Consider the following 23512-nt stretch of genomic DNA (forward strand, 5'->3'; position numbering starts at 1 on the left):
CCCAAATATTTTTGTCTTTTGATGGAACCTTTATCGCGCAAGCGTAAACAAACTTCATAATCCTCCAGAGGAAGATACCGTTTTCGTGATAAGGCGTTGTTCTCATTAAAACATTATATTTCAGTGACGGTATTTTACGCATGTGCCGCATTCTTGCGCATTAGCCGCAAATGACATAACCAGACGTTGCGCCGCTTGCCCGGCTTGCAGGTAAGCGGCTTTTGCTTTTTTGAGGTGATGTCATGTCTTCGTCGGTCCCGGTTGAAAACGCCCCTGTGGTTGCCAACTCCTGGGGCGCGCATTTGCGCGCAACGCTTGCGTTGGGAATTCCGCTGATTGGTGCGCAACTGGCGCAGCTCGGCATTCACACCACTGACATGATCATCGTTGGCCAACTGGGTGCCGAAAAGCTGGCCGCCATGGTACTGGCCGGACAGTTTTATTTCGTGGTTTTCATTTTCGGCTCGGGCTTTTCAGTTGCCGTCGTTCCCATGGTCGCCAATGCCTACGGGCAGGGTGATGCCACGACGGCGCGTCGAGCGTTGCGCATGGGCATGTGGGTGGCAACAGTCTATTGGCTGCTGACCGTGCCGCTTTTCATGAGCGCCGAAAACATCCTTTTGGCGCTTGGCCAAAACCCCTCTGTTTCCGCGCAGACTGGACAGTATCTGGCCATTGCGCAATTCGGCCTGCTGCCGGCGCTTCTGTTTTACGTCATGCGCGGGCTTGTCAGCGCCATCGGGCGCGCGGGCATTATCCTTTACGTCACTATAGCGATGCTGGTGATCAACGGCTTTCTTGCCTATGCGCTGGTTCTCGGTCATTTCGGTTTTCCGGCCTTCGGCATGCTTGGCGCCGCCGCTGCCGCCGTTATCGTCAACGCTTTCAGCCTGCTTTTCATCGTCGTCTATATCCAGACACGCGATGAAACACGTCGTTATGAGCTGTTTGTGCGGTTCTGGAGACCGGATTTTCATGCGCTATGGGAAGTCATTCGCCTCGGTCTTCCCATCAGCGTCACCATTCTGGCCGAAGTCACGCTGTTCTCGGCGGCTTCGATTCTCATGGGGCAGATTGGAACTCTGGAACTGGCAGCACACGGCATTGCGTTGCAGCTGGCATCCATTGCCTTCATGATTCCGCTTGGCCTTGCTCAAGCCGCGACGGTGCGCGTCGGCGTCGCACATGGGCAAAAAGATTACCCCAACCTCGTGCGCGCTGCGATCACCGTTTACGGCGTGGCCTGCGTCATCGCTGCCTGTGGCGGGCTGCTGTTTGCGCTGGCACCCCGATATCTGGCCAGTTGGTTCCTGGACCCCAGCCTGCCGGGCGCATCGGACGTTCTCGCCTATGCCAGCACGCTCGTCATTATTGCCGGTGTGTTTCAGTTGGTGGACGGTATGCAGGCGGTTGCTGCCGGTCTGTTGCGCGGTCTGAAAGATGCGCGTGTGCCGATGATACTGGCGCTGATTTCCTATTGGCCCATCGGTCTTGCACTGGCCTGGGTTGCCGCTTTCCCGCTTGGCTTTGGTGGGCCGGGTGTCTGGTTCGGCTTCGTATTCGGCCTGTCGACTGCCGCCATCCTTCTCACGACCCGCTTCTACCTGATGGTGAAGCGTGAAATGCAAACGGCCCGCTGATAGCGGGCCGCGTAATCTCTACATCTTGTTAAATCGTATCAGCGCTCTGCAAGGGCAGGTTCGCCCTTCTTCTCACGCAGCAAGTTGACGAAGCGGCGGAAAAGATAGTGACTGTCCTGCGGGCCGGGGGATGCCTCCGGGTGATGCTGGACCGAAAAGACCGGCTTGCCGGTAATGCGAAGGCCGCAATTGGTGCCATCGAACAGCGACGTATGTGTTTCCTCAACGCCATCAGGCAGTGTCTTCGCATCCACCGCAAAGCCATGGTTCATGGACACGATTTCAACCTTGCCGGTGGTGAAGTCCTTGACCGGATGGTTCGCGCCGTGGTGGCCCTGATGCATCTTTTCCGTTTTTGCACCAACGGCCAGACCGAGCATCTGGTGACCAAGGCAGATGCCGAACAGCGGCAGTTCACTCTTGATCAAATCCTGAATGACCGGCACGGCGTAGACGCCTGTTGCAGCCGGGTCGCCCGGGCCGTTGGACAGGAAAACGCCATCCGGCTTCAGCGCCATGATGTCTTCGGCAGATGTCTGGGCAGGCACGACGGTGACCTTGCAATCCAGACCAGCGAAGAGGCGCAGAATGTTACGCTTCACACCGAAGTCGACGCAGACGACGTGGTACTTGGCATCGGCTTCATCAAGCTTGCCGTAACCTTCGTTCCAGACCCAGGGTGTTTCGCTCCAGACAGATGACTGGCCGGATGTGGCTTCGATGGCGAGGTCCAGTCCTTCCAGACCGCTCCATGCCTTGGCTTCCGCCTTCAACGCTTCGATATCGAAAACGCCGTTCGGGTCGTGGGCGATGACGGCGTTCGGCGCACCGTTTTCACGGATCCAGGCGGTCAGCGCGCGGGTGTCGATACCGCAAAGGCCGATGATGCCGCGCGCCTTCAGCCATGCGTCGAGGTGCTTGGCGGCGCGGTAGTTCGATGGCTCGGTGATGTCGGCCTTGAAGATGACGCCGACTGCGCCGCGCCGTGCGGCGGGCGTCAGGTCTTCGATGTCTTCTTCATTGGTGCCGATGTTGCCGATATGCGGGAAGGTGAAGGTGACGATCTGGCCGAGATAAGACGGGTCGGTCAGGATTTCCTCATAACCGGTCAACGCGGTGTTGAAGCAGACTTCCGCCTGAACCTTGCCGGTTGCGCCGATGCCGGTTCCCTCGATCACGGTGCCATCGGCCAGAACGAGCATGGCGGTGGGTTTGCGGGTGGTCCAGGGTGCTGTCTCGGTCATCTCGTTTCCCGTTTCTGCCACTTGCGCCCGCCTCTTGAAAAGCAGGTGCAAAGCGGTCATCTTTTTTCGCGGATAAGGGCGCGCGAAAGCCTTCGCGTCGTAACCTTCGTTAAAATCCTGTGCAGGTGCCGGAAAATAACGAAACGGGCGCAAAGGGTCAACCGCGGCCCTGTGGATTAGCTGGATTTAAAATCCAGTTGATTCAGATGCTTATGTAAATGATTTGCCGATACCCGGTTGCTCGTTTATGTCACGGCCAAAATTATGACGGAAATGCCGGACCCGGACATGCCGGTCGACAGGGCTTTTCCCAAGGAGAAAGACATGATCCGCGATACCTTCGCCGCCGCTTTGAAAGACGCCATGAAAGCCCGCGAACCACGCCGGCTTTCGACAATCCGCCTTGTCCAAGCCGCCATCAAGGATCGCGACATTGCCAATCGTGGCATCGGCAAAGAGGCGGTTTCCGACGAGGAAATCCTGCAAATCCTGGCCAAGATGATCAAGCAGCGCGAAGAGTCCGCCGGTATTTACGAAAAGGCCGGTCGCGCCGAACTCGCCGAGCACGAGCGCGAGGAAATCGTCATCATCAAGAGCTTCATGCCGGAAGAAATTCCAGAGGAGAAAGTGCGCTCGATCCTCGAAGGTGTGATTGCCGAGACCGAAGCATCCGGCTTGCGCGACATGGGCAAGGTCATGGCTGTCTTGAAAGAGCGCTATCCCGGCCAGATCGATTTCGGCAAGGCATCCGCCCTGATCAAGGAATTGTTGAAGTAGAAGCGGGTCGATAAAAACGTAAAGGCAGGACACATGTGGGTGTCCTGCCTTTTATGTCTGGACGCTGTCTTGAGCAGACGCATCGTCGGGCTCGATCGGGGGAAATCGCCCGTACATTCCAGCATTACGCTACACTCGGCATCATGCCGACACACGCAAACTACGCCGTTTGATGCCTGCTATCAACTTACAAAGGCGTAATGTTTTGCGAGAAACTCTTCGCAACAAGTTTGCCTGGTGTTGGCGTATCGGTGTGATCTGCGTTTGGCATCGGTGCCTGTGAATAACGGGTAACATCTGTTTCTGCCCTTGGTAATCACGGCTTGCTGCGCTTATATGAAAGACTGGCCGAAAACAGGCACTGATCCCAGGTAACCATGCGCTTTTCAAACTCATTTCTCGACGAGATACGTGACCGAGTGAACATCTCTGATGTCATCGGCAGACGTGTGACGTGGGACAGGAAGAAGAGCAACGCGTCCAAGGGTGATTATTGGGCCTGCTGCCCGTTCCATGGCGAAAAGAGCCCCAGCTTCCATTGCGAGGACCGCAAGGGGCGATATCACTGCTTCGGTTGTGGTGTATCCGGCGATCATTTCCGCTTTCTGACTGACCTCGACGGCATGGGTTTTCCCGAAGCCGTGCAGCAGATTGCCGATATGGCTGGCGTTTCCATGCCGCAGCCGGATGTGCAGGCGGAACGGCGCGAGCGTGAGCGGGCCACATTGCAGGACGTCATGGAAATGGCGACGCTGTTCTTTCAGGACCAATTGCAGACCTCGGTCGGTGCGCGGGCGCGGGCTTACCTGCGGGATCGAGGTTTGAGCGGTCGCACCATCGAGACGTTCCGGTTGGGTTTTGCGCCCGACAGCCGTAACGCGCTGAAAGAGCATCTGGCATCCAAGGGCATCTCCAAGGAACAGATGGAGGCCTGCGGTCTCGTGGTGCATGAGAATGTGCCCGTTTCCTATGACCGCTTTCGTGATCGCATCATGTTTCCCATTCTGTCATCGCGGGAAAAGGTGATTGCCTTTGGCGGTCGCGCCATGGCTGCGGATGCGATGGCGAAGTATCTCAATTCCAATGAGACCGAGCTTTTCCACAAGGGCAACGTTCTTTACAATTTTGCGCGTGCACGCCGTGCCACGCAGACCTCCGGCGCTGTAATTGCCGTCGAAGGCTATATGGACGTCATCGCGCTTTATCAGGCCGGTGTTGAAAATGCCGTGGCACCTCTCGGCACCGCGCTGACGGAGAACCAGCTCGACCTTCTCTGGAAAATGTCGACGCAGCCGGTTCTCTGCTTCGATGGGGATGGCGCAGGCATACGCGCTGCCAGCCGGGCCGCCGATCTTGCACTTCCGCACATCAAGCCCGGTCGTTCGGTCAGCTTCGCACTTCTGCCCGACGGCAAGGACCCGGATGATCTGGTCCGCCATGAGGGCAGGGCGCCGTTTGACCGGGTCCTTTCCGAAGCCAAGCCGCTGGCTGCGATGATCTGGAGCCGCGAAACGGCGTCTGTCACCTTCGATACGCCGGAAAAGCGCGCCGAACTGGAAAACCGTTTGCGGCAGATCGTATCCGTCATCGGTGATGAAAGCGTGCGCCGCTTTTACCAGCAGGACATGCGCGACCGGCTGAATGCGTTTTTTCAGCCGCAGTTTCAGCGCAGCAACGGACCGAACAGAAACTTCGGGCGAGGCGACGGCAATCAGAACCGCAATGGTCAGAGAATACCGGCACGAGGAAGCACGACGGGTGCAGGCAGCATATCCGACCGTCTCAGCCAATCCGGTCTTGTGAAGGGCTATCTGGCAGCGCCTGCCTTGCGTGAAAGCGTTCTGGCCCTGACCATCGTCAATCATCCGCAGCTTTTGCTGGAAGAGTATGACGAGATTGCCGCTATCGATTACGAGAACCGCGATCTGCAACGGCTGTGGTCGCAGGTACTGACCTACGCCGCAGAAAATGCAGCTGAGCTGTCGCGGGATGGATTGCTGTCCCGGCTTGAAGCGCAAGGGTTCGACGTGCTGCTGAAAGCCATGAACCAGCAGGTGCGAAATGCACGACTGTGGACTGCGACGGAGCAAGCTGCCCCGGAAGATGCGCGGGAGGGTTACACGCAGTCACTTTCTCTGCACAAGCGGACCAAGGCGTTGCGCTGGCAGAAGATCGAGCTTGAACGCGAGGTTGCAGAGGCGACAGAAGTGGGAGACGGCGAGCGCATGGTGCAGTTGATGCGGGCGCTTTCCGAGGTCCAGCTGGAAATTGGACGTATGGAAAATCAGGAGGCGATTATCGATGGTTTTGGGGTTATGTCGGGCAGGGTCAAGGGGGCGGCCTACAGCCACGGTTAGTGCTTTTGCATCGTTAAAGACTTGTCTTTTGCCCAGAGAGACCTAAATAGAGGATAAGTCTGGGAAGGCCCGCAAAACGTTGTCGCAATCGCGGCTTTTTTGGTTTTTAGCCCTCGCTTGGGCCATAAAGGCTTGACGTGACGGGAAATAGCGGGAATCACCATTCCAGGAAAAGTAAGGTGGAATTGACCTTGGCGGATCGAAATTGCAGGAAAAAGCATTTCTGGATGCGCAGTCTTGGTAATCCGCCGGTGGTAGCCGTATTTAATCGGCAGTTAAAGATCACTCCGTTAGGTGTTTAACAGTGATTCGCGGCCAGTGCCGGGTGCCTTTCGAGGCAATCAGGCTTGCGGCGAAGCGGATGTTAGCGTCAGGGAAAGCGACGAGATAGATGGCAACCAAAGTCAAAGAAAACGAAGAAGCAGAAAACGAACGCGATAGCGCTACGGATGGGCCGCTTCTCGATCTTTCAGATGACGCGGTCAAAAAGATGATCAAGGCCGCGAAAAAACGCGGCTACGTCACTATGGATGAGCTGAACGAAGTTCTGCCATCGGATCAGGTCGATCCTGATCGCATCGAAGACATCATGGCGATGCTCAGCGAAATGGGCATCAATGTCGTTGAGGACGAGGACGCTGAAGAGGCGCCCGCTGAAGCCGAAGACAAAGACGCCGAGGATGAAGAATCCGAGGGTGGCGAACTTGCGCCGTCCGCTGGCACTGCTCTCGCCACAGCCAAGAAGAAAGAGCCGACAGACCGTACCGATGACCCGGTGCGCATGTACCTGCGCGAAATGGGCTCGGTCGAGCTTTTGTCGCGTGAAGGCGAAATCGCCATTGCCAAGCGCATCGAGGCTGGCCGCGAGACGATGATCTCCGGCCTGTGCGAAAGCCCGCTGACGTTCCAGGCGCTGATCATCTGGCGCGACGAACTCAACGAAGGCACGACGCTGCTGCGCGAGATCATCGATCTCGAAACCACCTATTCCGGCCCTGAAGCCAAGGCAGCGCCACAGTTCCAGAGCCCGGAAAAGATCGAGGCTGACCGCAAGGCTGCCGAAGAGAAGGAAAAAGTTCGTCGCCTGCGCAATCCGGGCGGTGAAGACGATGTGACCAATGTCGGCGGCGAAGGACTTCCGCATGAAGAGGAAGAAGAGGACGACGACGAGTCCAACCTTTCTCTGGCTGCGATGGAAGCCGAACTGCGCCCGCAGGTCATGGAAACGCTGGATACCATTGCCGACACCTACAAGAAGCTGCGCAAGCTTCAGGACCAGCAGGTCGAGGCGCGTCTGGCTTGCACCGGCACGCTGTCCACCGGCCAGGAACGTCGCTACAAGGAACTGAAAGATCAACTGATCACGGCGGTTAAATCGCTGTCGCTGAACCAGAACCGCGTCGATAGCCTTGTCGAGCAGCTTTACGACATTTCCAAGCGTCTGATGCAGAACGAAGGTCGCCTGTTGCGTCTCGCCGAATCCTACGGCGTGAAGCGTGACGGCTTCCTCGAGCAGTATCACGGTGCGGAGCTTGATCCGAACTGGATGAAGTCGATTGCCAATCTGGCCGCGAAAGGCTGGAAGGAATTCGCACGCGAAGAAAACAACACGATCCGCGATATCCGTCTGGAAATCCAGAACCTTGCTCAGGAAACCGGCATTTCCATTGCTGAATTCCGGCGCATCGTTTCCATGGTCCAGAAGGGCGAGCGCGAAGCGCGTATCGCCAAGAAGGAAATGGTGGAAGCCAACCTGCGTCTGGTGATTTCGATTGCCAAGAAATACACCAACCGTGGTTTGCAGTTCCTCGATCTTATTCAGGAAGGCAACATCGGTCTGATGAAGGCCGTGGACAAGTTCGAGTATCGCCGCGGTTACAAGTTCTCGACCTATGCGACATGGTGGATCCGTCAGGCAATCACCCGTTCGATTGCCGACCAGGCCCGTACCATCCGTATTCCGGTGCACATGATCGAAACGATCAACAAGATCGTTCGCACATCGCGCCAGATGCTGCATGAAATCGGCCGCGAACCGACACCGGAAGAACTGGCTGAAAAGCTGGCCATGCCGCTCGAAAAGGTGCGCAAGGTTCTGAAAATTGCTAAGGAGCCGATCTCGCTCGAAACCCCCGTGGGTGACGAAGAGGATTCGCATCTGGGTGACTTCATCGAGGACAAGAACGCGCTTCTGCCAATCGATGCTGCCATTCAGGCCAACCTGCGCGAAACCACGACACGCGTTCTGGCCTCGCTGACGCCACGCGAAGAGCGCGTTCTGCGTATGCGCTTCGGCATCGGCATGAACACGGACCACACGCTGGAAGAAGTCGGACAGCAGTTCTCGGTCACCCGCGAACGTATTCGTCAGATCGAGGCCAAGGCGTTGCGCAAGCTCAAGCACCCAAGCCGTTCGCGCAAGCTGCGGTCGTTCCTGGATAGCTGAGTATTCGCCAGTGGAAGACATGAAGCCCGGTCAGTTTTCTGGCCGGGTTTTTCTTTTTTCGGATGGCGATTGCACCGGAAACCGCTATTTCTAGCAATCAAAGGACATGATGCCCTGATGGTAACGACTGGCAAGAACAAATGGTGGCAAGGGAGCTGGACAATCCCGCTCTCGATCATGCTGCATGTTCTTGTGGGCACGACCTATCTGCTGTGGCCGGGAGCTACGCTGGCACCCGCAGAGCCCGAACCGGAAAGCGTCAGCGTGGAAATGGTGGAGCCGCCCAAAGAGGAGCCGCCGCCTAAGCCCGAAGAAAAGAAGCCGGAAGAGAAAAAGGCAGAAGAGCCACCGAAGCCTGCTGAAGAAAAGCCCAAGGAGCCGCCTGCGCCATCGCAGATGCCGAACGTGGCCGTTCGTCCCGGTCCGACGCAGATGGATGAACGCGATGAACCTGGTAGCCAAGAGGCGGGTGGTCAGGAGCAGAAGACGCCGGATAAACAGGAGGAGGCCCCGCAGCCTGCGACCCCGCCGTCTCCTGATACCGTTGAAAATGACCCAAAGCCGGAGCCGCCGCCGCCAACTCCGACAGCTGAGCAGGGAGAAATACCCGCTTCTGACGCCGCCGTGCCAAATGATATGGCGGCCGTGGCTGTTCCGATACCCAAGCCGGAAGTGACGCCTGCGCCTGCCCGACCGGCAAAAGCACCGCCGGATGGCGAGGGTGATCCCAACCTCAAGCCTGCGAAAAAGATACTCGTCGGTGCAAAACGCCCGGGTCCGATGTTGCGCCAAATCATGGGCAACCTGCCACCCCGGGAGAGGGTGGGCCAATTATGCGTGGCCGAGGCTATGGCCCAGATCAAGGAAGACAGAAAAGGGCATTATGACGGGCTCGAGCCGCACACCGGCAAGAATTACCCGATTGTCGGAAATGTCATGGATGCGAAAGGCGCGTTCAATGTCGGCACGCAGTGGTTTCCCATCGATTACCGCTGCGAAGTCGATATCGACAATTACCTCGTCACCGACTTTCGGTACAGGATCGGCGCGAAACTGTCTCCCGACGATGTCAAGCGGCTAGGGCTGGTCGTGCGATAGTCGCAACGGTTCAGGCCGTCACCGTCTTGTGCACCAGCCGTCCAATAATGGCCATCAAAGCCTCTTCGTCATATGGCTTGCGAATAACCGGGACATGCGCGAACTCGGGCGGGATCATGATGCCATCGGCGTAACCGGTTGCGAACATGAACGGAATGCTCCGGCGCAGAAGTTCATACGCTACGGGGATGGAGGTATCCGTGCCGAGATTGATGTCGAGAATAGCGACATCTGGCGACATGGTCTTCAGCTTATCCAGCGCCATAGCTGAAGATGTGGATGTTTCGATATTGGTTATGCCGTGAGCTTCCAGCATGTACTCGACATCCATGGCGATAAGCATTTGATCTTCGACTAGAAATACCCGCAATGGTTCCTCCGCGGAATAGGGTGTGTAATCTTTGTGAGTTCCCACCGCAGTCTCGTGCACGGCAGCAGATGGTCCCGCAGTTGCATGGCGGGCAGGAAGCACGATTTCGGCCTGAATGCCGTGTGTATGGTACGTAACTTTGCTTTTGCCGCCCAGATCATAGGGCACACTTCGGCTGATCAAGGCTGAGCCGAAGCCGGTTCTCGTTGGCGGCGTAACGGTTGCAGCCACCGTCTCATGCCAGGAAATAACGCATTCTCCTACATCATCCAGCGCCCACGAAATAGATAGCTTGCCACCGGCAGGGCCGAGTGCGCCATATTTTGCAGCGTTTGTCGCCAGCTCGTGAAGCACCAGAGCCATGACGGAGAACGCGCGCGAATCGAGCAGGACGCTTGGGCCATAAGCCTCGATTTCGTTGGCGGGAGAGCGGTGCGGAGATAGCTCGGCATCCAGCAAATCTCGAAGCAGTCCGCCGCCTTCGCCACGCACCACCTGATCATGCGCAAAGGACAGTGCCTGAATGCGGCCCTTCAATGCAGAGACATATTCCTGAAGTGTGCGGCCTTCCTGCGTGGGATTGCCGACCAGGGATTTGATGATAGCCAGTACGTTCTTGACGCGGTGGTTCAGCTCTTCGTTCAGCATGCGCTGGCGAACTTCCGCCTGCGCGCGTTCACCGGCCATCAATTCGCTGTGGCGGAAGGCCACTTCAACAAGGGCAACACGCGCCGCTTCGGCAAGCTGCCGGTCTTCTTCAGTCCAAGGCTGCGCCTGCTGGTGCACCGTTTCCTTCCACAATGCGAAGCTTTTGCGCGGCGTCAACCGGTCGCCCAGCGGGCCGGTTTCATAGGACTTATCCGGATTTCCACCCCAGTTCAGCGTCTGCACGATCTCACGCCTAAAGAACATCAGGTAGTCGTTTTTGACCTGAGAGAGCGGAACGGCCAGCACGCCGGCAACGTGGTCGGAAAAGCTTTCCGCTTCAGGCAGGTGGTTGGACAAGGCGTGTGTCGCCCAGACACGACCTTCCGAAACGGAACTCACCAACCGTCCCAACTGCGGTGCCAGCAATTCCGGCGGCGCATAGCCTATGCTGAACCACCGCTCGTTCATCCACACACCGACGCCATCGCAAGGAAGAAGCCGGTTGAAATCCGGCAGGTTTTCGACGAGCAGTTCTTCCACGTTGTTGTGGTGGGCGGCAAGGCGCAGGAATTTGTCCAGCGATGCATGTGCATCATGTGCCGTGGCCAGCTTTTTCTTTTGCTTCAACGCCTGAAGATGCAAGGAGAAGAACTCCCCGAACATTTCAGCCGCAATGCGCATCGACATCGGCAATATGCGCGGCGAATAATGATGACAGGCGATCAGGCCCCATAGCTCGCCATCATTGATGATGGAAATCGACATGGAAGCCGAGACACCCATATTGCGCAGATATTCGCAATGAATGGGAGAGACGCTGCGAAGATGTGAGAACGACAAATCCAGCGGTTCGCCGGATGCATCCAGAATGGGTTCGATAGGCACTCGAACACCGTTGGAGTCGGAGATGATGCGCAGTGTGTTCTTCAGATAAAGCGCGCGCGCCTGCTGTGGAATGTCACTTGCCGGAAAATACTGGCCCAGAAAGCTTTCCAGCGCGGGCTGTTTTACCTCGGAAACAACCTTTCCGGCACCATCCTGCTCGAACCGGTAGACCATGACCCTGTCATAACCCAGCATGGCCTTGACGAGACGTGTGGTGCGCGAAATCAGGCTGTCGACATTATCCGCGTCGCGAATGCGGTCGATCATCAATTGCGCTGTGTGCAGGGGCTGGGAGTCGTCGCTGGCAGGTTCAAGCTCGATGATGGAAACCGATTTGTACCGGTGGATCGCAACGTCGAATGTCTTGCCATTGGGCAGCTTTATCTTGGGAAGCATCGCCGGACGGCTGCTGTTTGCCGTCACCGTCAGCGCATTTCTAAGATCGTGAACCAGGTCATTCCCGAAAAATTCTTCAATCGGGCGCCCGATGATATCATCCGGTAATCCAGAGATTTCACTCCAGTTCGCCGATTTGCGCAGCACCGTACGCATCGCACTGTCGCAAGCGATCAAACAGCCGTGAGGCTGAATATATCCTGGGATGTGAATAGGTTCCTTGTCGCAGTTGGTAAGGTCTACTTGCTGAACTGGCGACGTCATATGGTAGTCTTTCGATGGCAGACTGTGGCGGCTTGTTTCAAGCCTCCTGTCTTCAATAGACGATATTCCGCCAAAAGAAATGTATCGAGCAGATGTGTCGGAACTTGCTCAGGGATTTTGTCGTTTTTGACGGAAGTATTATAGTCCATACGTCGTTTCGTTTCCTTTTGCGCCCGCTAAGTTCGCAATCTCAAACGTCAAAAACTGCACAAAACATTGCGTGATTGCATCAAACGTGGGAACCCCACCCTTGGTTCCCTAGCTGAAAGTAAATAATTCCAGTGCCGCAAAAATTGCTGACGATATCTACCCGCGGCAGGGGCTTTACGAGTTTACGAGCCAGGCCAAAGCCTTCATCGCGTCTTGCGCCGAGGCCGAAGGGCTGCTCACCGTCTTCGTGCGCCATACGTCCTGCTCGCTGCTGATTCAGGAAAATGCAGATCCCGATGTTCAGCGCGACCTGAAAACATTCTTTTCAAGGCTTGTCCCGCCGTCCAGCGATCCCTCGATGAACTGGATCGTTCACACCATGGAGGGGCCGGACGACATGCCTGCGCACATCAAGTCCGCGCTGACGCAGGTGTCTATCGGCATCCCCGTCAGTGGCGGCAAGCTGGTGCTGGGAACGTGGCAGGGCATCTATCTTTTCGAACACAGAAATCAGGCGCATGACCGGCAGATCGTCCTTCATCTTTCTGCGTGAAGCTTGGTTTGCCACATTTTGCGGCCATGAATACAGTCTGAACGTCTGGTTCGGAAAACGTTCACACCGCATTGATTATCGTCACGACAGTCGACCGGGATGTCAGGCATTTCGGCGAACATCAGGAAAACGGAGTATGACAATGATAGGCACATTTGCAAAAGCAAGCGTTGCGGCACTCATCGCCCTCGGCAGCATTTCTGCTACGGCATCCACCGCGTCGGCAGGGCCAGATGTTCAATACCGAATTTACGTGCAGGATGGCTATCGCCACGGCGGCCACCAGGGCTGGGGTCGCCCGGATCGTGGACGTGATCGCGATCGTTGCGCGCCTTGGATGGCTGAGGAAAAAGCCAACCGCATGGGCTTGCGCCGCGCACGCGTTGTCGACGTGTCGCCACGCCGTGTCGTCGTTGCAGGTTTTGACCGCGGCGGTCGTGACCGCGTCGTGTTCGCCAACGTTCGTGGTTGCCCGGTGATTCGCCGCTAACTGCGGCCGTGATTGCCGTGCTGTTACAGAAAAACCCCTCGTCATGGTCTATGGCGAGGGGTTTCTCGTTTCAGGTGAGGTGAAAGGGACGCCCTCTGGCGCCCCTCTTATTTTCACGGTTCCAGCGCAAAGGTCACGTTGACATTGACCTTATAGGTGTTCTCGCCGGCTGCGATCGGAACACTGTCGGATTTCTCCATCGCCGCTGCCCGCATCATCGTCTGCGGAACGGGCATTGGCCGCTGCATGTTTTCGCTGATTTCAAGAATGCGGCCGAGCTTCACGCCTGCGGCTTCCGACAATGTCTTCGCCTTGGATATGGCATCGGCCACTGCCGCCTTGCGCGCTTCCGTTACCGTTGTTTCTGGCTTGTCATTGGTGAACGCGATATCGCCACCCTGGTTGATACCAAGCTTTATCGAGCTGTCCAGAATTTCACCCAGCTTGGCCAGATCACGAACCCGCACCGTCAGACCATTGGTGACCTGATAACCGGTGATTTCAGGCGCAACATAAACGCCGTCCTTCGGCTCGAACTGCTTGTAAAGCGGTTGCACGGAGAAATTGCTGGTCTGCAAATCCCTGTCAGCGATGCCTGCGGCTTTCAGCGCAGTCTGAACCTCTTTCATGGCCTTGCTGTTTTCGCTCAGCGCCGCCGCTGCCGTTTCCGCCTGCTTCACCACGCTGAACGACAAAACGGCCATATCAGGTGCCACTGCCGCGTCACCTTCTCCCGAAACGCTGATAACCGGCTCACGCTTTGCGTTTTCCTGCGCGGATACGGCCATGGGCAAAACGGCAAGTGCTGTAAAAGCGCCAAGGGCTACGGTGCGTGCTAGTATCGATGTCATTGAGGTTCCTCTTATTTAGCGTCCCTAACGTTGATGTCGCAGGAGATTATGGGGCTAATGCGGCATAGTTTGCCTGTCCCATGCGACAACGGCTTGTCGCGTCGAAAAAATTCCGCTAAAGCCAACTCCGCGCCGGTTGAACCATTGCAACCCCGCATTCCGACCCGCTTCATGCATTCGGAAGGGCCTGTAGCTCAATGGTTAGAGCCGGCGGCTCATAACCGCTTGGTTGGGAGTTCGAGTCTCTCCGGGCCCACCACATAATCTTGTTCCCCTCCCGCGGCATCGCGTTCCGGCTCAGAGATATTTTGGCACCTTCGCCTCCAATAATGTGACGAGCGGTCTCCATGAATGTATAGTTATCTGGAATATCCAGACAGATCAGGCGTTTACTCTTGAGTGCGGCTCGGTATCTGGCCTGAATTTTCGTGTGATGCGCTTTTTCCATGACGAAGATGATGTCGGCCCATTGGATTAGTTCGGTGGACAGAGGATTCTCGGCGTCGTTGTTTGTCCCGGCAGAAGAGACTTCGATGTGCGGCCAGGTTGAGAAGACCTGTTCGGCGGTCGGGCTGCGGAGTTTATTCTGGCTGCAAACGAACAGGATGTTTTTCAACCCGATGCACCTTTCCTGATTCCTGCGCGCCGTTTATCGCAGGAATGTTATGACGACACTACAAGTGAAAAATGCTTTTCGCATTTTCGGTCGTAAATACGTGACAGGCGTATTGCTTAGACTAATATCTATGATTGCGTAAGGAGAGTATTTTATGAGCGTTATGGTTGATGACCCCAATATTCGCGGCAACGGTGTTCTGGGCGTCGCGTTGCGGGTCGTGCTGATTTCCATCGTTGCCATCATCGGCTGGAATATTGCGCTGCCGGGTCTTGATGCCTCTTTTATGGCGGCGCGGACGGTGGATGGGGTTCCATCGCAGCTTTCCGTCCTGGCGCTGGGTGTTGGTCCTGTTCTGACGGCCTTCGCGCTTGGTCAGATCATCCGGCTATTGGTTCCTCGCTCGAACGGAAGCTTCGCTCTGCACGTCGGTGAAAACGCCGTTGCGCTGTTGCTTGCAGTTTCGCAGGCCTACGCTATTGCGCAGGCCATGTCGGCGATGGGCCTTTTGGTCGGTGATGGTTATCTTGCCTGGGCAGGCTTCGTTGCATCCCTTATCGGCGGAACCGCCGTCTTGCTGTTTTTGTCGCGACAGGTGGTCTTGCCGAGCCTTGTCGCCGGGTTCTGGATTTTGTGGCTCCTGCCAGCTCTGATTGATTTTCCGGCGCAGTTTTCCCTGTCGTTTGATCTGTTGCGAACCGGCGCGGTGGCGGGTTCTCAGCTTCTGTTGACGATGGTGATCGTCATCATTGCCTTTGCACTGGCGATATCAGCAACCCGCATGGTGATGACGAGCCAGAAAAGGTTTGCTCCCACGAAAATCACGATGTCTGTCTTCTTGCTGAATATCGTCGTGTGGCCTCCCTTGCTGGCTGCCAGCGCGGGGAGTTATGTTTTAACGCCACTGGCGTTTCTGTGGCCGGATTCGTTGCCTGATGGCCAGTGGATCAGGATTTACGTGCTGGCGATAACGGCTATTCTCATCCCGGTTTTTGTCTCCGGCTATCGCCGGTTCTTCTCTCACAATGGCATGATGTTGCCAGCCACCACGGCGCTGATGCTTATTGCCGTCCAGATCGCATTGGTGCTGGGCGGTGCTTTGGTATCTGGCCACCTCGTCTTGCCGCTTCCGCTCAGCGGGACGACCATTCTAGTGCTGGTTGGTGTTGCCTATGGCCTGATTGACGTTATGCGCAAGCCTGTCGAAACTGCCACTGGCAATGCAGCATAATCACGAAAAGGTGTTGCCTGCGGAGCCAGGGCGGATGTTTCGGGCTTTGGTTGTTAAAGTGTTTTGCGTGTAGCTTGACACAAAGTATACGCCGCCGCATCGGTGGAGCGACAGACACATTGATCGGGGAGGCACCATGTTCAAACGACTGACGACCACGCCAAAGAGTGTGCAGCCTTTATGATCGTTGGCATTGTTCTGACCGCGATCCTGATGCTTTTTTTGATCGCTTATCCCAAACGCCTCAAGCCCGTGGTCGTCGGTCTGGCGATCGTCTGGGCATGCACGGTCTCCTGGGTGGTGTTTGACTGGTGGCGCTCCGGTGAGCGGTTGAACGCGATCATCGCCACCGCCTCTTTCGACCCGACCTGCACCGATGCAAACGCACCAATTCGGCTGAGCTTTCACAACACCAACGGGGTCTCTGTGCGCCGTCTGACCTATACGCTGGAAGGTTTCGAGGCAGCATTCCGGGCATCGGCTTCCTTTAATCCCTATCAGGTCAGTGAGCATCGGCTGGAGCCGAATGAAACATACGCGGCGTGCCGCCCATTCCGCCTTCGCAACAATGAGAACGTTGATCCGAGAAAGCTGGAATGGCGGGTTACGATCGACTCCGCGGAATTCGATTGAGACATAATGCGCCGATGAAGCCGGTTCTCACGAATTTTTGAAGGCAAATTTCTTCAGCTAAAAATCCGCTAATACAAACTGGCCTGTAACCGCTCCGTTGTCTTTTCGACCGAGCGTGTTCTTATTTCGCTGGCCACTCCGTAACCTCGGTGCTCTTGCTTGTGACATCTGGCAGTGCCATCTGAGCTGCAATTCTTGAAGTTTTCCAGAAGGTCGCGTTTTGGTTTCTGTATCTCGTGTTTTGAAGATTGGCATTCTGTGCCTTGTCGCTTTGCCTGCATCTGTCGGTGCGCATATGGGCATCAACCAGTTGACCGGTAATTTCCATGAGGTCCTGCCGGGTGAACTGTATCGTTCAGCGCAGCCCAGCGGCGACGATGTCAAAAAATATGCCCAGGATTTGGGTATCAAGACAATCATCAACCTTCGCGATGAAGATCGGGAAGAGTGGTACCGCGACGAAAAGAATGCCGCCCAAAGCAACGGCGTTCAGCTTATCGATTTCCCCATGAGCTCCAGTAAGGAACTGCCGCAGGATCGTGCCGAAAAACTGGCGCGCATCATGAGGGATGCGCCAAAGCCCGTTCTCATTCATTGCGAACATGGTGCCAATCGTACCGGCCTTGCCTCAGCCATCTATGTCGGTGCCGTCGCCAAGAAAAGCGAGCAGGCGGCGGAATTCCAGCTTTCACCCTATTACGGGCATGTGCCCATCAAGGGCGTTGGTCGTTACGAGATGTACCAGTCCTGGGACGATTTCGAGGAAACGCTAGGGTTCTGACAGAGGCGAAATCCTTCACCTTCGTCATCCCCGGGCCTGACCCGAGGATCTAACCACGTTGGATGTCGGGGTTCGTTAGACCCTCGGGACAAGCCCGAGGGTGACGGTAGAGAGGTAAGTAGGCTCTCCTGTCAATTTGAGGGGCGTGCTAAAACCGCCCGCCCTTATCCGAAATCACCTTCGTCAAGCTGCCATCCGCTGGAAACAGCGGGATGAGGCAGGCTTGCAGGGCATGGTAGATGTCGCCCTTGCCGGGGAAAATGGTGTTGGCAGGGGTGAGATTTTCCGTCAGTTCCTCATGCCAGCCACCGTTCTGGTGGTCGAGGAAGCTGTTGGCGATGGTGCTCCAGACGCGGCGGTAGCTGTCTTCGTAGAATTCGTCGGCAGGTAGATGCTCGTTCAGGAAGTGGGCGGCACCGGCCGCCTCGCACATCGGCCACCAGAGTTTTTCGCGTTTGGCGGGCGTGTTGTCCCAGTCCAGCGTGTAGAAGAACCCGCCCTTTTCTCGGTCCCAGCCTAGCGACATGGACTGCACAAACAGCGATTTGGCCGCCGTTGGCATCCACTCATGCTTGCGCTCGCCCAGCACCCAGAGCTGGAGAATGAGGCGAGCCCATTCCAGCCAGTGGCCGGGGGTGGAGCCGGAAGGGCGGAACATCTCGTTGCCGCGATAATCCTTGTCCAGGACCCAGTTCTCATCGAAATGCTCTGGCACGCGGAAATCCAGTGCACCGGCGGCACGACGAATGACGAGGTCGGCGATACGCTCGGCCTTGGTCAGATAGTTCCTGTCGCCCGTCGCTTCAAACGCTGCCATCAGCGCTTCGGTCAGATGCATGTTGGAGTTCTGGCCGCGATAATTCTCGATGGGAGACCAATCGCGATTGAATTCTTCTTTGATTGCGCCGTACTTTTCTTCCCAGAACCTGGTCTCAAGAACGTCGGTAATGTCGGCCAGCATCTGGTCTGCCAGCGGATGGCCAACTGTTTTGGCCGATGATGCAGCCAGCAGCACGAAAGCATGGCCGTAACCCTGTTTGCTGGCGTCAATCGGACCGGTCTCATCCACCTGCCAGAAATAGCCGCCATGCTCGGTGTCACGGTGGCTGTTCCACAGATAAGTCATGCCGTGGTCGATGATATCGCCGCAGCCGGGGCGACCAAGCAAATGGCCGATGGAGAAGCAATGCACCATGCGCGCCGACATATGAATGCCCCGAACGGGATTGTCCGGCTGCAACGGTGTACCCTGCCGGTCGAGATCGAAAAAACCACCCTTGGGGTTGATGGCACGATACTGGAAGAAATCAAAAAGGCCTTCCGCCTGCTTTGCCAGCCATTGCCGGTGCCAGGGCAGGGTGCTCCAGTTCGACTTTCCGTGTTCCGCTTCGGTCATCGTTTCCTCCGTATGATACGCTTTGTGCGATTCTCTATATCTTTCGGACGTAACGGTGTCATCCATAACGGAAATTTCGTACCCTTGATGTAGAACGCGAAACCATCGCTGGAAATGAGTGATATATTGACATAAAGATATCTTTATGTGACTTACGAGCGGCGAACCGCCAAGGAAATGAGGAGTGTACCGATGTTGGACGATCTGTTTGGCCCCGCCGGGGGCAACAAGCGTGACGGCGCGGAGATTCTGAAGGCGATCCGTCAGGCCGCTCAGGAACGCATCCTCATTCTCGATGGCGCGATGGGAACTCAGATCCAGGGGCTGGGTTTCGATGAAACCCATTTCCGTGGCGATCGTTTCATCGGCTGCGCCTGCCATCAGCAAGGCAATAACGACCTTCTGATTCTCTCCCAGCCTGATGCAATCGAGGAAATCCATTATCGCTACGCCATGGCGGGTGCCGATATTCTCGAAACCAACACGTTTTCCTCCACGCGCATCGCGCAGGCGGATTACGAGATGGAAGGTGCCGTTTATGACATGAACCGCGAAGGCGCGTTCATCGTGCGTCGCGCTGCCCAGCGGGCGGAACGGGAAGACGGGCGTCGCCGTTTCGTGGCCGGTGCCATCGGCCCGACCAACCGCACGGCCTCCATGTCTCCTGATGTCAACAACCCCGGTTACCGCGCCGTCAGTTTCGATGATCTGCGCATTGCCTATGGCGAGCAGATCGACGGCCTCATCGATGGCGGTGCCGATCTCATTCTCATCGAAACCATTTTCGACACGCTGAACGCCAAGGCCGCCATATTCGCCTGCGAAGAACGCTTCGCCGCCAAGGGCATTCATCTTCCGGTGATGATTTCGGGTACGATTACCGATTTGTCCGGCCGCACGCTGTCTGGCCAGACGCCGTCTGCTTTCTGGAATTCCGTTCGCCATTCCAACCCGTTCACCATCGGCCTCAACTGCGCGCTGGGTGCCAGCGCCATGCGTCCGCATTTGCAGGAATTGTCTGACGTTGCGGATACGTTCATCTGCGCTTACCCGAATGCCGGTCTGCCCAACGAATTCGGTCAATACGACGAAACGCCCGAGATGATGGCAGCGCAGGTGGCGGAATTTGCCCGCGAAGGCCTGGTCAACGTCGTCGGCGGCTGCTGCGGCTCGACGCCCGACCACATCCGCGCCATTGCCGATGCCGTTGCCGGATACGCGCCGCGCAAGGTGCCGGAACACCGCTCTTTCATGTCGCTGTCTGGCCTTGAGCCTTTCGTGCTGACCAAGGACATTCCCTTCGTCAACGTCGGCGAGCGCACCAACGTCACCGGTTCTGCCAAGTTCCGCAAGCTCATCACCGCTGGTGATTATACGGCGGCTCTTGCCGTCGCCCGCGATCAGGTGGAAAACGGCGCGCAGATCATCGACATCAACATGGATGAAGGTCTGATCGACAGCCAGAGAGCCATGGTCGAGTTCCTGAACCTCATCGCTGCCGAGCCGGATATCGCCCGCGTGCCTGTCATGATCGACAGTTCCAAGTGGGAGATCATCGAGGCTGGCCTGAAATGCGTTCAGGGCAAGTCCATCGTCAACTCCATCTCGCTGAAGGAAGGCGAGGAGAAGTTTCTGGAGCAGGCGCGCCTGGTGCACCATTACGGTGCTGCCGTCGTCGTCATGGCATTTGACGAGGTGGGCCAGGCCGACACTTACGAGCGCAAGGTGGAAATCTGCACCCGCGCCTACAAGATTTTGACGGAACAGGCAGGTATTCTGCCTGAGGACATCATCTTCGACCCCAACGTCTTTGCCGTCGCAACGGGCATCGAGGAACACAACAATTACGGCGTCGATTTCATCAACGCCACCCGCACCATCCGCGAAACCATGCCGCTGGTGCATATTTCCGGCGGCGTTTCCAACCTGTCCTTCTCCTTCCGCGGCAACGAACCGGTGCGCGAGGCCATGCACGCCGTGTTCCTTTACCACGCCATTCAGGCGGGCATGGATATGGGCATCGTCAATGCGGGTCAGCTGGCCGTTTATGAAAGCATCGACCCGGAACTCCGCGAAGCCTGCGAAGACGTGGTGCTGAACCGCCGTGCCGATGGCACCGAGCGGCTGCTCGAAGTCGCTGAAAAATTCCGCGGTGGTCCCGGCCGCGAAGCCAAGGTGCAGGATCTGGCATGGCGTGAATGGCCTGTCGAAAAGCGCCTGTCGCATGCGCTGGTCAACGGCATCACCGAATTCATCGATGCCGACACGGAAGAGGCACGCCAGCAGGCGGCACGTCCGTTGCACGTCATCGAGGGACCGCTGATGGCGGGTATGAATGTGGTGGGCGATCTCTTTGGTTCGGGCAAGATGTTCCTGCCGCAGGTGGTCAAATCCGCCCGCGTCATGAAACAGGCAGTAGCCGTGCTTTTGCCCTACATGGAAGAGGAAAAGCGCCTCAACGGCGGCGATCAGCGCAAGGCCGCAGGCAAGGTGCTGATGGCGACCGTGAAGGGCGACGTGCACGATATCGGCAAGAACATCGTCGGCGTGGTTCTCGCCTGCAACAATTACGAGATCATCGATCTCGGCGTCATGGTGCCCGCCACCAAAATTCTCGAAACGGCGATTGCCGAAGAGGTGGATGTCATCGGCCTGTCCGGCCTCATCACCCCGTCGCTGGATGAGATGGTGCACGTGGCCGCCGAGATGGAGCGTCAGGGCTTCAACATTCCGTTGCTTATCGGCGGCGCTACCACCAGCCGCGTTCACACGGCGGTCAAAATCCACCCGCGCTACGAAAAGGGTCAGGCGATCTACGTCACCGATGCCTCCCGTGCCGTAGGTGTCGTGTCAGCCCTGCTGTCCGAGGATCAGAAGCCAGCCTATATCGATGGTATCAGGGCCGAATACGCCAAGGTCGCAGACGCCCATGCCCGCAACGAGCGCGAAAAGCTGCGCCTGCCTTTGGCCCGTGCGCGTGCCAACGCCCACAAGGTGGATTGGACGGCCTATCAGCCGGTGAAGCCGCAGTTTTTGGGCACCAAGACCTTCGAGACCTATGATCTGGAAGAGCTCGCCAAATATATCGACTGGACGCCGTTCTTCCAGACATGGGAGATGAAGGGCCGGTACCCCGCAATTCTCCAAGACGAGAAGCAGGGCGAGGCCGCGCGCCAGTTGTTTGCCGATGCGCAGGCGATGCTGAAGAAGATCATCGACGAACAGTGGTTCCGCCCGCGCGCCGTCATCTGCTTCTGGCCCGCCAATGCGGTGGGCGACGATATCCGCCTCTTCACGGATGAAAGCCGCAAGGAAGACTTGGCGACCTTCTTCACGCTTCGCCAGCAACTGTCCAAGCGCGATGGCCGCCCCAATGTGGCGCTGTCGGATTTCGTCATGCCGCAGGACACTGGCGTGACCGATTATGTCGGCGGCTTCGTGGTTACGGCTGGAATCGAGGAAGTGGCGATTGCCGAGCGCTTCGAGCGAGCCAATGACGATTACTCCTCCATCCTCGTCAAGGCATTGGCAGACCGCTTCGCCGAAGCCTTTGCCGAGCGCATGCATGAGCGTGTCCGCAAGGAATATTGGGGTTACGCAACCGATGAAAGCTTCGGCCCCGATGACCTGATTGGTGAAGCCTATGCGGGCATTCGCCCGGCTCCCGGCTATCCCGCCCAGCCGGATCACACCGAAAAGGAAACCCTGTTCCGTCTGCTGGACGCCACGGAAGAAACCGGCGTGGTGCTGACCGAAAGCTACGCCATGTGGCCCGGCTCCTCCGTCTCCGGCCTCTATATCGGCCACCCCGAAAGCTACTATTTCGGCGTTGCCAAGGTAGAGCGTGATCAGGTCGAGGACTACGCCCAACGCAAGGGCATGCCAGTGGTAGAGATCGAGCGTTGGCTGGGGCCTGTGCTGAACTACGTACCTGTCGAAGCCGAAAAACAGGTCGAGACGGCCACCTGATAATTCGATTCAGGTGGTTGCCGGTTTGATTCCAAACTCGAGCCTTATATATTGATTTAAAAAGACAAAAGCGTGGAGCGATCCGCGCTTTTGTCTTTTTAACCACCGAATTATCCGGTGCGTTTCGGCCAGAAGGCAGAATTGTCGGCAAAGTTTTTACGTAATATTAGATTATTCGAATGTATTTATGGGTTGCTAACTTGATCATCGTTCTCATATGGGAGATCATCGTGCAGCAACTGTCTTCTCTCGTGTTGGTCTTCGTCACACTGACGATCTTAAGCGCCCGTTTCGTAACGGGAGCCGCAAGCGATGGCCCCTGGGGCATCGGAGTCGGTGCACTGTTCATCGGCCCGCTTGTCTTCTTCTTCCTTGCCCACACGGTACTGTATCTCGGAGCGTGGATTTTTCGAGGCAGGGACGGTGTGGCGTCTTACACTGCGAGCAAGATCAATCGTGTCTCGGCGCTGATGACGATTTTCGCGGTGATGGCGGTGGCTTGAGTGGGTTTTCGGTAACGTCAGTGGGGGTGGTTTACCACCTCTGTCCTGCCGGACATCTCCCCCTCGGGGGGGGGGGAGATCAGCTAGAGGCTGGCACTTCATTCCATCCGCAACGTTCAAGATGACCGGAAGCTAACCAGGAGTCGATCTCCCCACCTGTGGGGGAGATGCCCGGCAGGGCAGAGGGGGGTAAACCACACCCACCAACGCCCAC

At 56.9% G+C, this 23512-nt stretch carries 15 protein-coding genes, 1 tRNA gene and 2 pseudogenes; 13 read left to right on the plus strand and 5 right to left on the minus strand.

Features of this window, described 5'->3' with window-relative positions; all coding sequences use genetic code 11:
* The first annotated feature begins 242 nt into the window (after nucleotides 1–242).
* Nucleotides 243–1640 carry an MATE family efflux transporter gene (locus ATO67_RS04840; RefSeq protein WP_067645145.1) on the plus strand — a complete coding sequence of 466 codons (1398 nt, stop codon included), beginning with the start codon at nucleotides 243–245 and terminating at the stop codon, nucleotides 1638–1640.
* Between the two features lie 38 nt (nucleotides 1641–1678).
* On the opposite strand, the gene carA is transcribed toward ATO67_RS04840, so the two are convergent.
* Complete coding sequence (gene carA / locus ATO67_RS04845) at nucleotides 1679–2884, minus strand: glutamine-hydrolyzing carbamoyl-phosphate synthase small subunit (RefSeq protein ID WP_067645614.1); 1206 nt, start codon at nucleotides 2882–2884, stop codon at nucleotides 1679–1681.
* A 324-nt stretch (nucleotides 2885–3208) separates the two neighbouring features.
* On the opposite strand from carA, the gene ATO67_RS04850 reads away from it, so the two are divergent.
* The 4 genes from ATO67_RS04850 to ATO67_RS04865 all read left to right on the plus strand — a co-directional run bounded on the left by ATO67_RS04850 (nucleotide 3209) and on the right by ATO67_RS04865 (nucleotide 9562).
* On the plus strand, nucleotides 3209–3661 hold the full coding sequence (locus ATO67_RS04850) for a GatB/YqeY domain-containing protein (RefSeq protein WP_067645616.1): 453 nt from the start codon (nucleotides 3209–3211) through the stop codon (nucleotides 3659–3661).
* A 377-nt stretch (nucleotides 3662–4038) separates the two neighbouring features.
* Nucleotides 4039–6018: a DNA primase gene (dnaG, locus tag ATO67_RS04855; RefSeq protein ID WP_067645147.1), complete on the plus strand. Its 1980-nt coding sequence runs from the start codon at nucleotides 4039–4041 to the stop codon at nucleotides 6016–6018.
* 391 nt (nucleotides 6019–6409) lie between these two features.
* Nucleotides 6410–8464, plus strand: coding sequence for an RNA polymerase sigma factor RpoD (gene rpoD / locus ATO67_RS04860; protein WP_067645150.1), 2055 nt, complete (start codon nucleotides 6410–6412; stop codon nucleotides 8462–8464).
* A 117-nt stretch (nucleotides 8465–8581) separates the two neighbouring features.
* Nucleotides 8582–9562 (plus strand): DUF930 domain-containing protein, encoded by a 981-nt coding sequence (locus ATO67_RS04865; RefSeq protein WP_082760155.1) that lies wholly within the window; start codon nucleotides 8582–8584, stop codon nucleotides 9560–9562.
* 10 nt (nucleotides 9563–9572) lie between these two features.
* Here ATO67_RS04865 and ATO67_RS04870 read toward each other — a convergent pair whose 3' ends face one another.
* Complete coding sequence (locus ATO67_RS04870) at nucleotides 9573–12146, minus strand: HWE histidine kinase domain-containing protein (RefSeq protein ID WP_425352187.1); 2574 nt, start codon at nucleotides 12144–12146, stop codon at nucleotides 9573–9575.
* A gap of 260 nt (nucleotides 12147–12406) precedes the next feature.
* Between ATO67_RS04870 and ATO67_RS04875 the strand changes: the two are divergent.
* Together ATO67_RS04875 and ATO67_RS04880 are read left to right on the plus strand one after the other, a co-directional pair.
* Nucleotides 12407–12828 (plus strand): annotated as a pseudogene (locus ATO67_RS04875) (secondary thiamine-phosphate synthase enzyme YjbQ).
* A gap of 142 nt (nucleotides 12829–12970) precedes the next feature.
* Nucleotides 12971–13318 (plus strand): hypothetical protein, encoded by a 348-nt coding sequence (locus ATO67_RS04880; protein ID WP_067645618.1) that lies wholly within the window; start codon nucleotides 12971–12973, stop codon nucleotides 13316–13318.
* A gap of 113 nt (nucleotides 13319–13431) precedes the next feature.
* On the opposite strand, the gene ATO67_RS04885 is transcribed toward ATO67_RS04880, so the two are convergent.
* Complete coding sequence (locus ATO67_RS04885; RefSeq protein WP_067645159.1) at nucleotides 13432–14169, minus strand: SIMPL domain-containing protein; 738 nt, start codon at nucleotides 14167–14169, stop codon at nucleotides 13432–13434.
* Between the two features lie 183 nt (nucleotides 14170–14352).
* On the opposite strand from ATO67_RS04885, the gene ATO67_RS04890 reads away from it, so the two are divergent.
* Nucleotides 14353–14428: transfer RNA gene (locus tag ATO67_RS04890), tRNA-Ile, on the plus strand.
* Nucleotides 14429–14671: 243 nt separating this feature from the next.
* Here the strand turns inward: ATO67_RS04890 and ATO67_RS23840 are convergent.
* Nucleotides 14672–14785, minus strand: a pseudogene (locus ATO67_RS23840) (arsenate reductase/protein-tyrosine-phosphatase family protein); the annotation flags it as partial.
* A 154-nt stretch (nucleotides 14786–14939) separates the two neighbouring features.
* Between ATO67_RS23840 and ATO67_RS04895 the strand changes: the two are divergent.
* The 3 genes from ATO67_RS04895 to ATO67_RS04905 all read left to right on the plus strand — a co-directional run bounded on the left by ATO67_RS04895 (nucleotide 14940) and on the right by ATO67_RS04905 (nucleotide 17430).
* On the plus strand, nucleotides 14940–16016 hold the full coding sequence (locus tag ATO67_RS04895; RefSeq protein ID WP_067645162.1) for a hypothetical protein: 1077 nt from the start codon (nucleotides 14940–14942) through the stop codon (nucleotides 16014–16016).
* Between the two features lie 180 nt (nucleotides 16017–16196).
* Nucleotides 16197–16649 carry a hypothetical protein gene (locus tag ATO67_RS04900; protein ID WP_067645165.1) on the plus strand — a complete coding sequence of 151 codons (453 nt, stop codon included), beginning with the start codon at nucleotides 16197–16199 and terminating at the stop codon, nucleotides 16647–16649.
* A 220-nt stretch (nucleotides 16650–16869) separates the two neighbouring features.
* Nucleotides 16870–17430, plus strand: coding sequence for a dual specificity protein phosphatase family protein (locus ATO67_RS04905; RefSeq protein ID WP_067645168.1), 561 nt, complete (start codon nucleotides 16870–16872; stop codon nucleotides 17428–17430).
* Nucleotides 17431–17578: 148 nt separating this feature from the next.
* On the opposite strand, the gene ATO67_RS04910 is transcribed toward ATO67_RS04905, so the two are convergent.
* A complete protein-coding gene (locus tag ATO67_RS04910) occupies nucleotides 17579–18826 on the minus strand; it encodes an AGE family epimerase/isomerase (RefSeq protein WP_067645170.1) in 1248 nt (415 codons plus the stop codon).
* Between the two features lie 192 nt (nucleotides 18827–19018).
* Here ATO67_RS04910 and metH point away from each other — a divergent pair, with 192 nt between their 5' ends.
* A complete protein-coding gene (metH, locus tag ATO67_RS04915) occupies nucleotides 19019–22795 on the plus strand; it encodes a methionine synthase (RefSeq protein WP_067645174.1) in 3777 nt (1258 codons plus the stop codon).
* A gap of 200 nt (nucleotides 22796–22995) precedes the next feature.
* Nucleotides 22996–23298, plus strand: coding sequence for a hypothetical protein (locus ATO67_RS04920; RefSeq protein WP_158667342.1), 303 nt, complete (start codon nucleotides 22996–22998; stop codon nucleotides 23296–23298).
* Nucleotides 23299–23512 lie beyond the last annotated feature (214 nt).

This window comes from Agrobacterium bohemicum, from assembly GCF_001562555.1.
Taxonomy (GTDB): Bacteria; Pseudomonadota; Alphaproteobacteria; order Rhizobiales; family Rhizobiaceae; genus Agrobacterium; species Agrobacterium bohemicum.

What these genes read in the sequence shown, in the direction of transcription:
- ATO67_RS04840 (WP_067645145.1), top strand. Translation starts at nt 243, where the DNA reads ATGTCTTCGTCGGTCCCGGTTGAAAACGCCCCTGTGGTTGCCAACTCC.
- carA (WP_067645614.1), bottom strand. Translation starts at nt 2,884, where the DNA reads ATGACCGAGACAGCACCCTGGACCACCCGCAAACCCACCGCCATGCTC.
- ATO67_RS04850 (WP_067645616.1), top strand. Translation starts at nt 3,209, where the DNA reads ATGATCCGCGATACCTTCGCCGCCGCTTTGAAAGACGCCATGAAAGCC.
- dnaG (WP_067645147.1), top strand. Translation starts at nt 4,039, where the DNA reads ATGCGCTTTTCAAACTCATTTCTCGACGAGATACGTGACCGAGTGAAC.
- rpoD (WP_067645150.1), top strand. Translation starts at nt 6,410, where the DNA reads ATGGCAACCAAAGTCAAAGAAAACGAAGAAGCAGAAAACGAACGCGAT.
- ATO67_RS04865 (WP_082760155.1), top strand. Translation starts at nt 8,582, where the DNA reads ATGGTAACGACTGGCAAGAACAAATGGTGGCAAGGGAGCTGGACAATC.
- ATO67_RS04880 (WP_067645618.1), top strand. Translation starts at nt 12,971, where the DNA reads ATGATAGGCACATTTGCAAAAGCAAGCGTTGCGGCACTCATCGCCCTC.
- ATO67_RS04885 (WP_067645159.1), bottom strand. Translation starts at nt 14,169, where the DNA reads ATGACATCGATACTAGCACGCACCGTAGCCCTTGGCGCTTTTACAGCA.
- ATO67_RS04895 (WP_067645162.1), top strand. Translation starts at nt 14,940, where the DNA reads ATGAGCGTTATGGTTGATGACCCCAATATTCGCGGCAACGGTGTTCTG.
- ATO67_RS04900 (WP_067645165.1), top strand. Translation starts at nt 16,197, where the DNA reads ATGATCGTTGGCATTGTTCTGACCGCGATCCTGATGCTTTTTTTGATC.
- ATO67_RS04910 (WP_067645170.1), bottom strand. Translation starts at nt 18,826, where the DNA reads ATGACCGAAGCGGAACACGGAAAGTCGAACTGGAGCACCCTGCCCTGG.
- metH (WP_067645174.1), top strand. Translation starts at nt 19,019, where the DNA reads ATGTTGGACGATCTGTTTGGCCCCGCCGGGGGCAACAAGCGTGACGGC.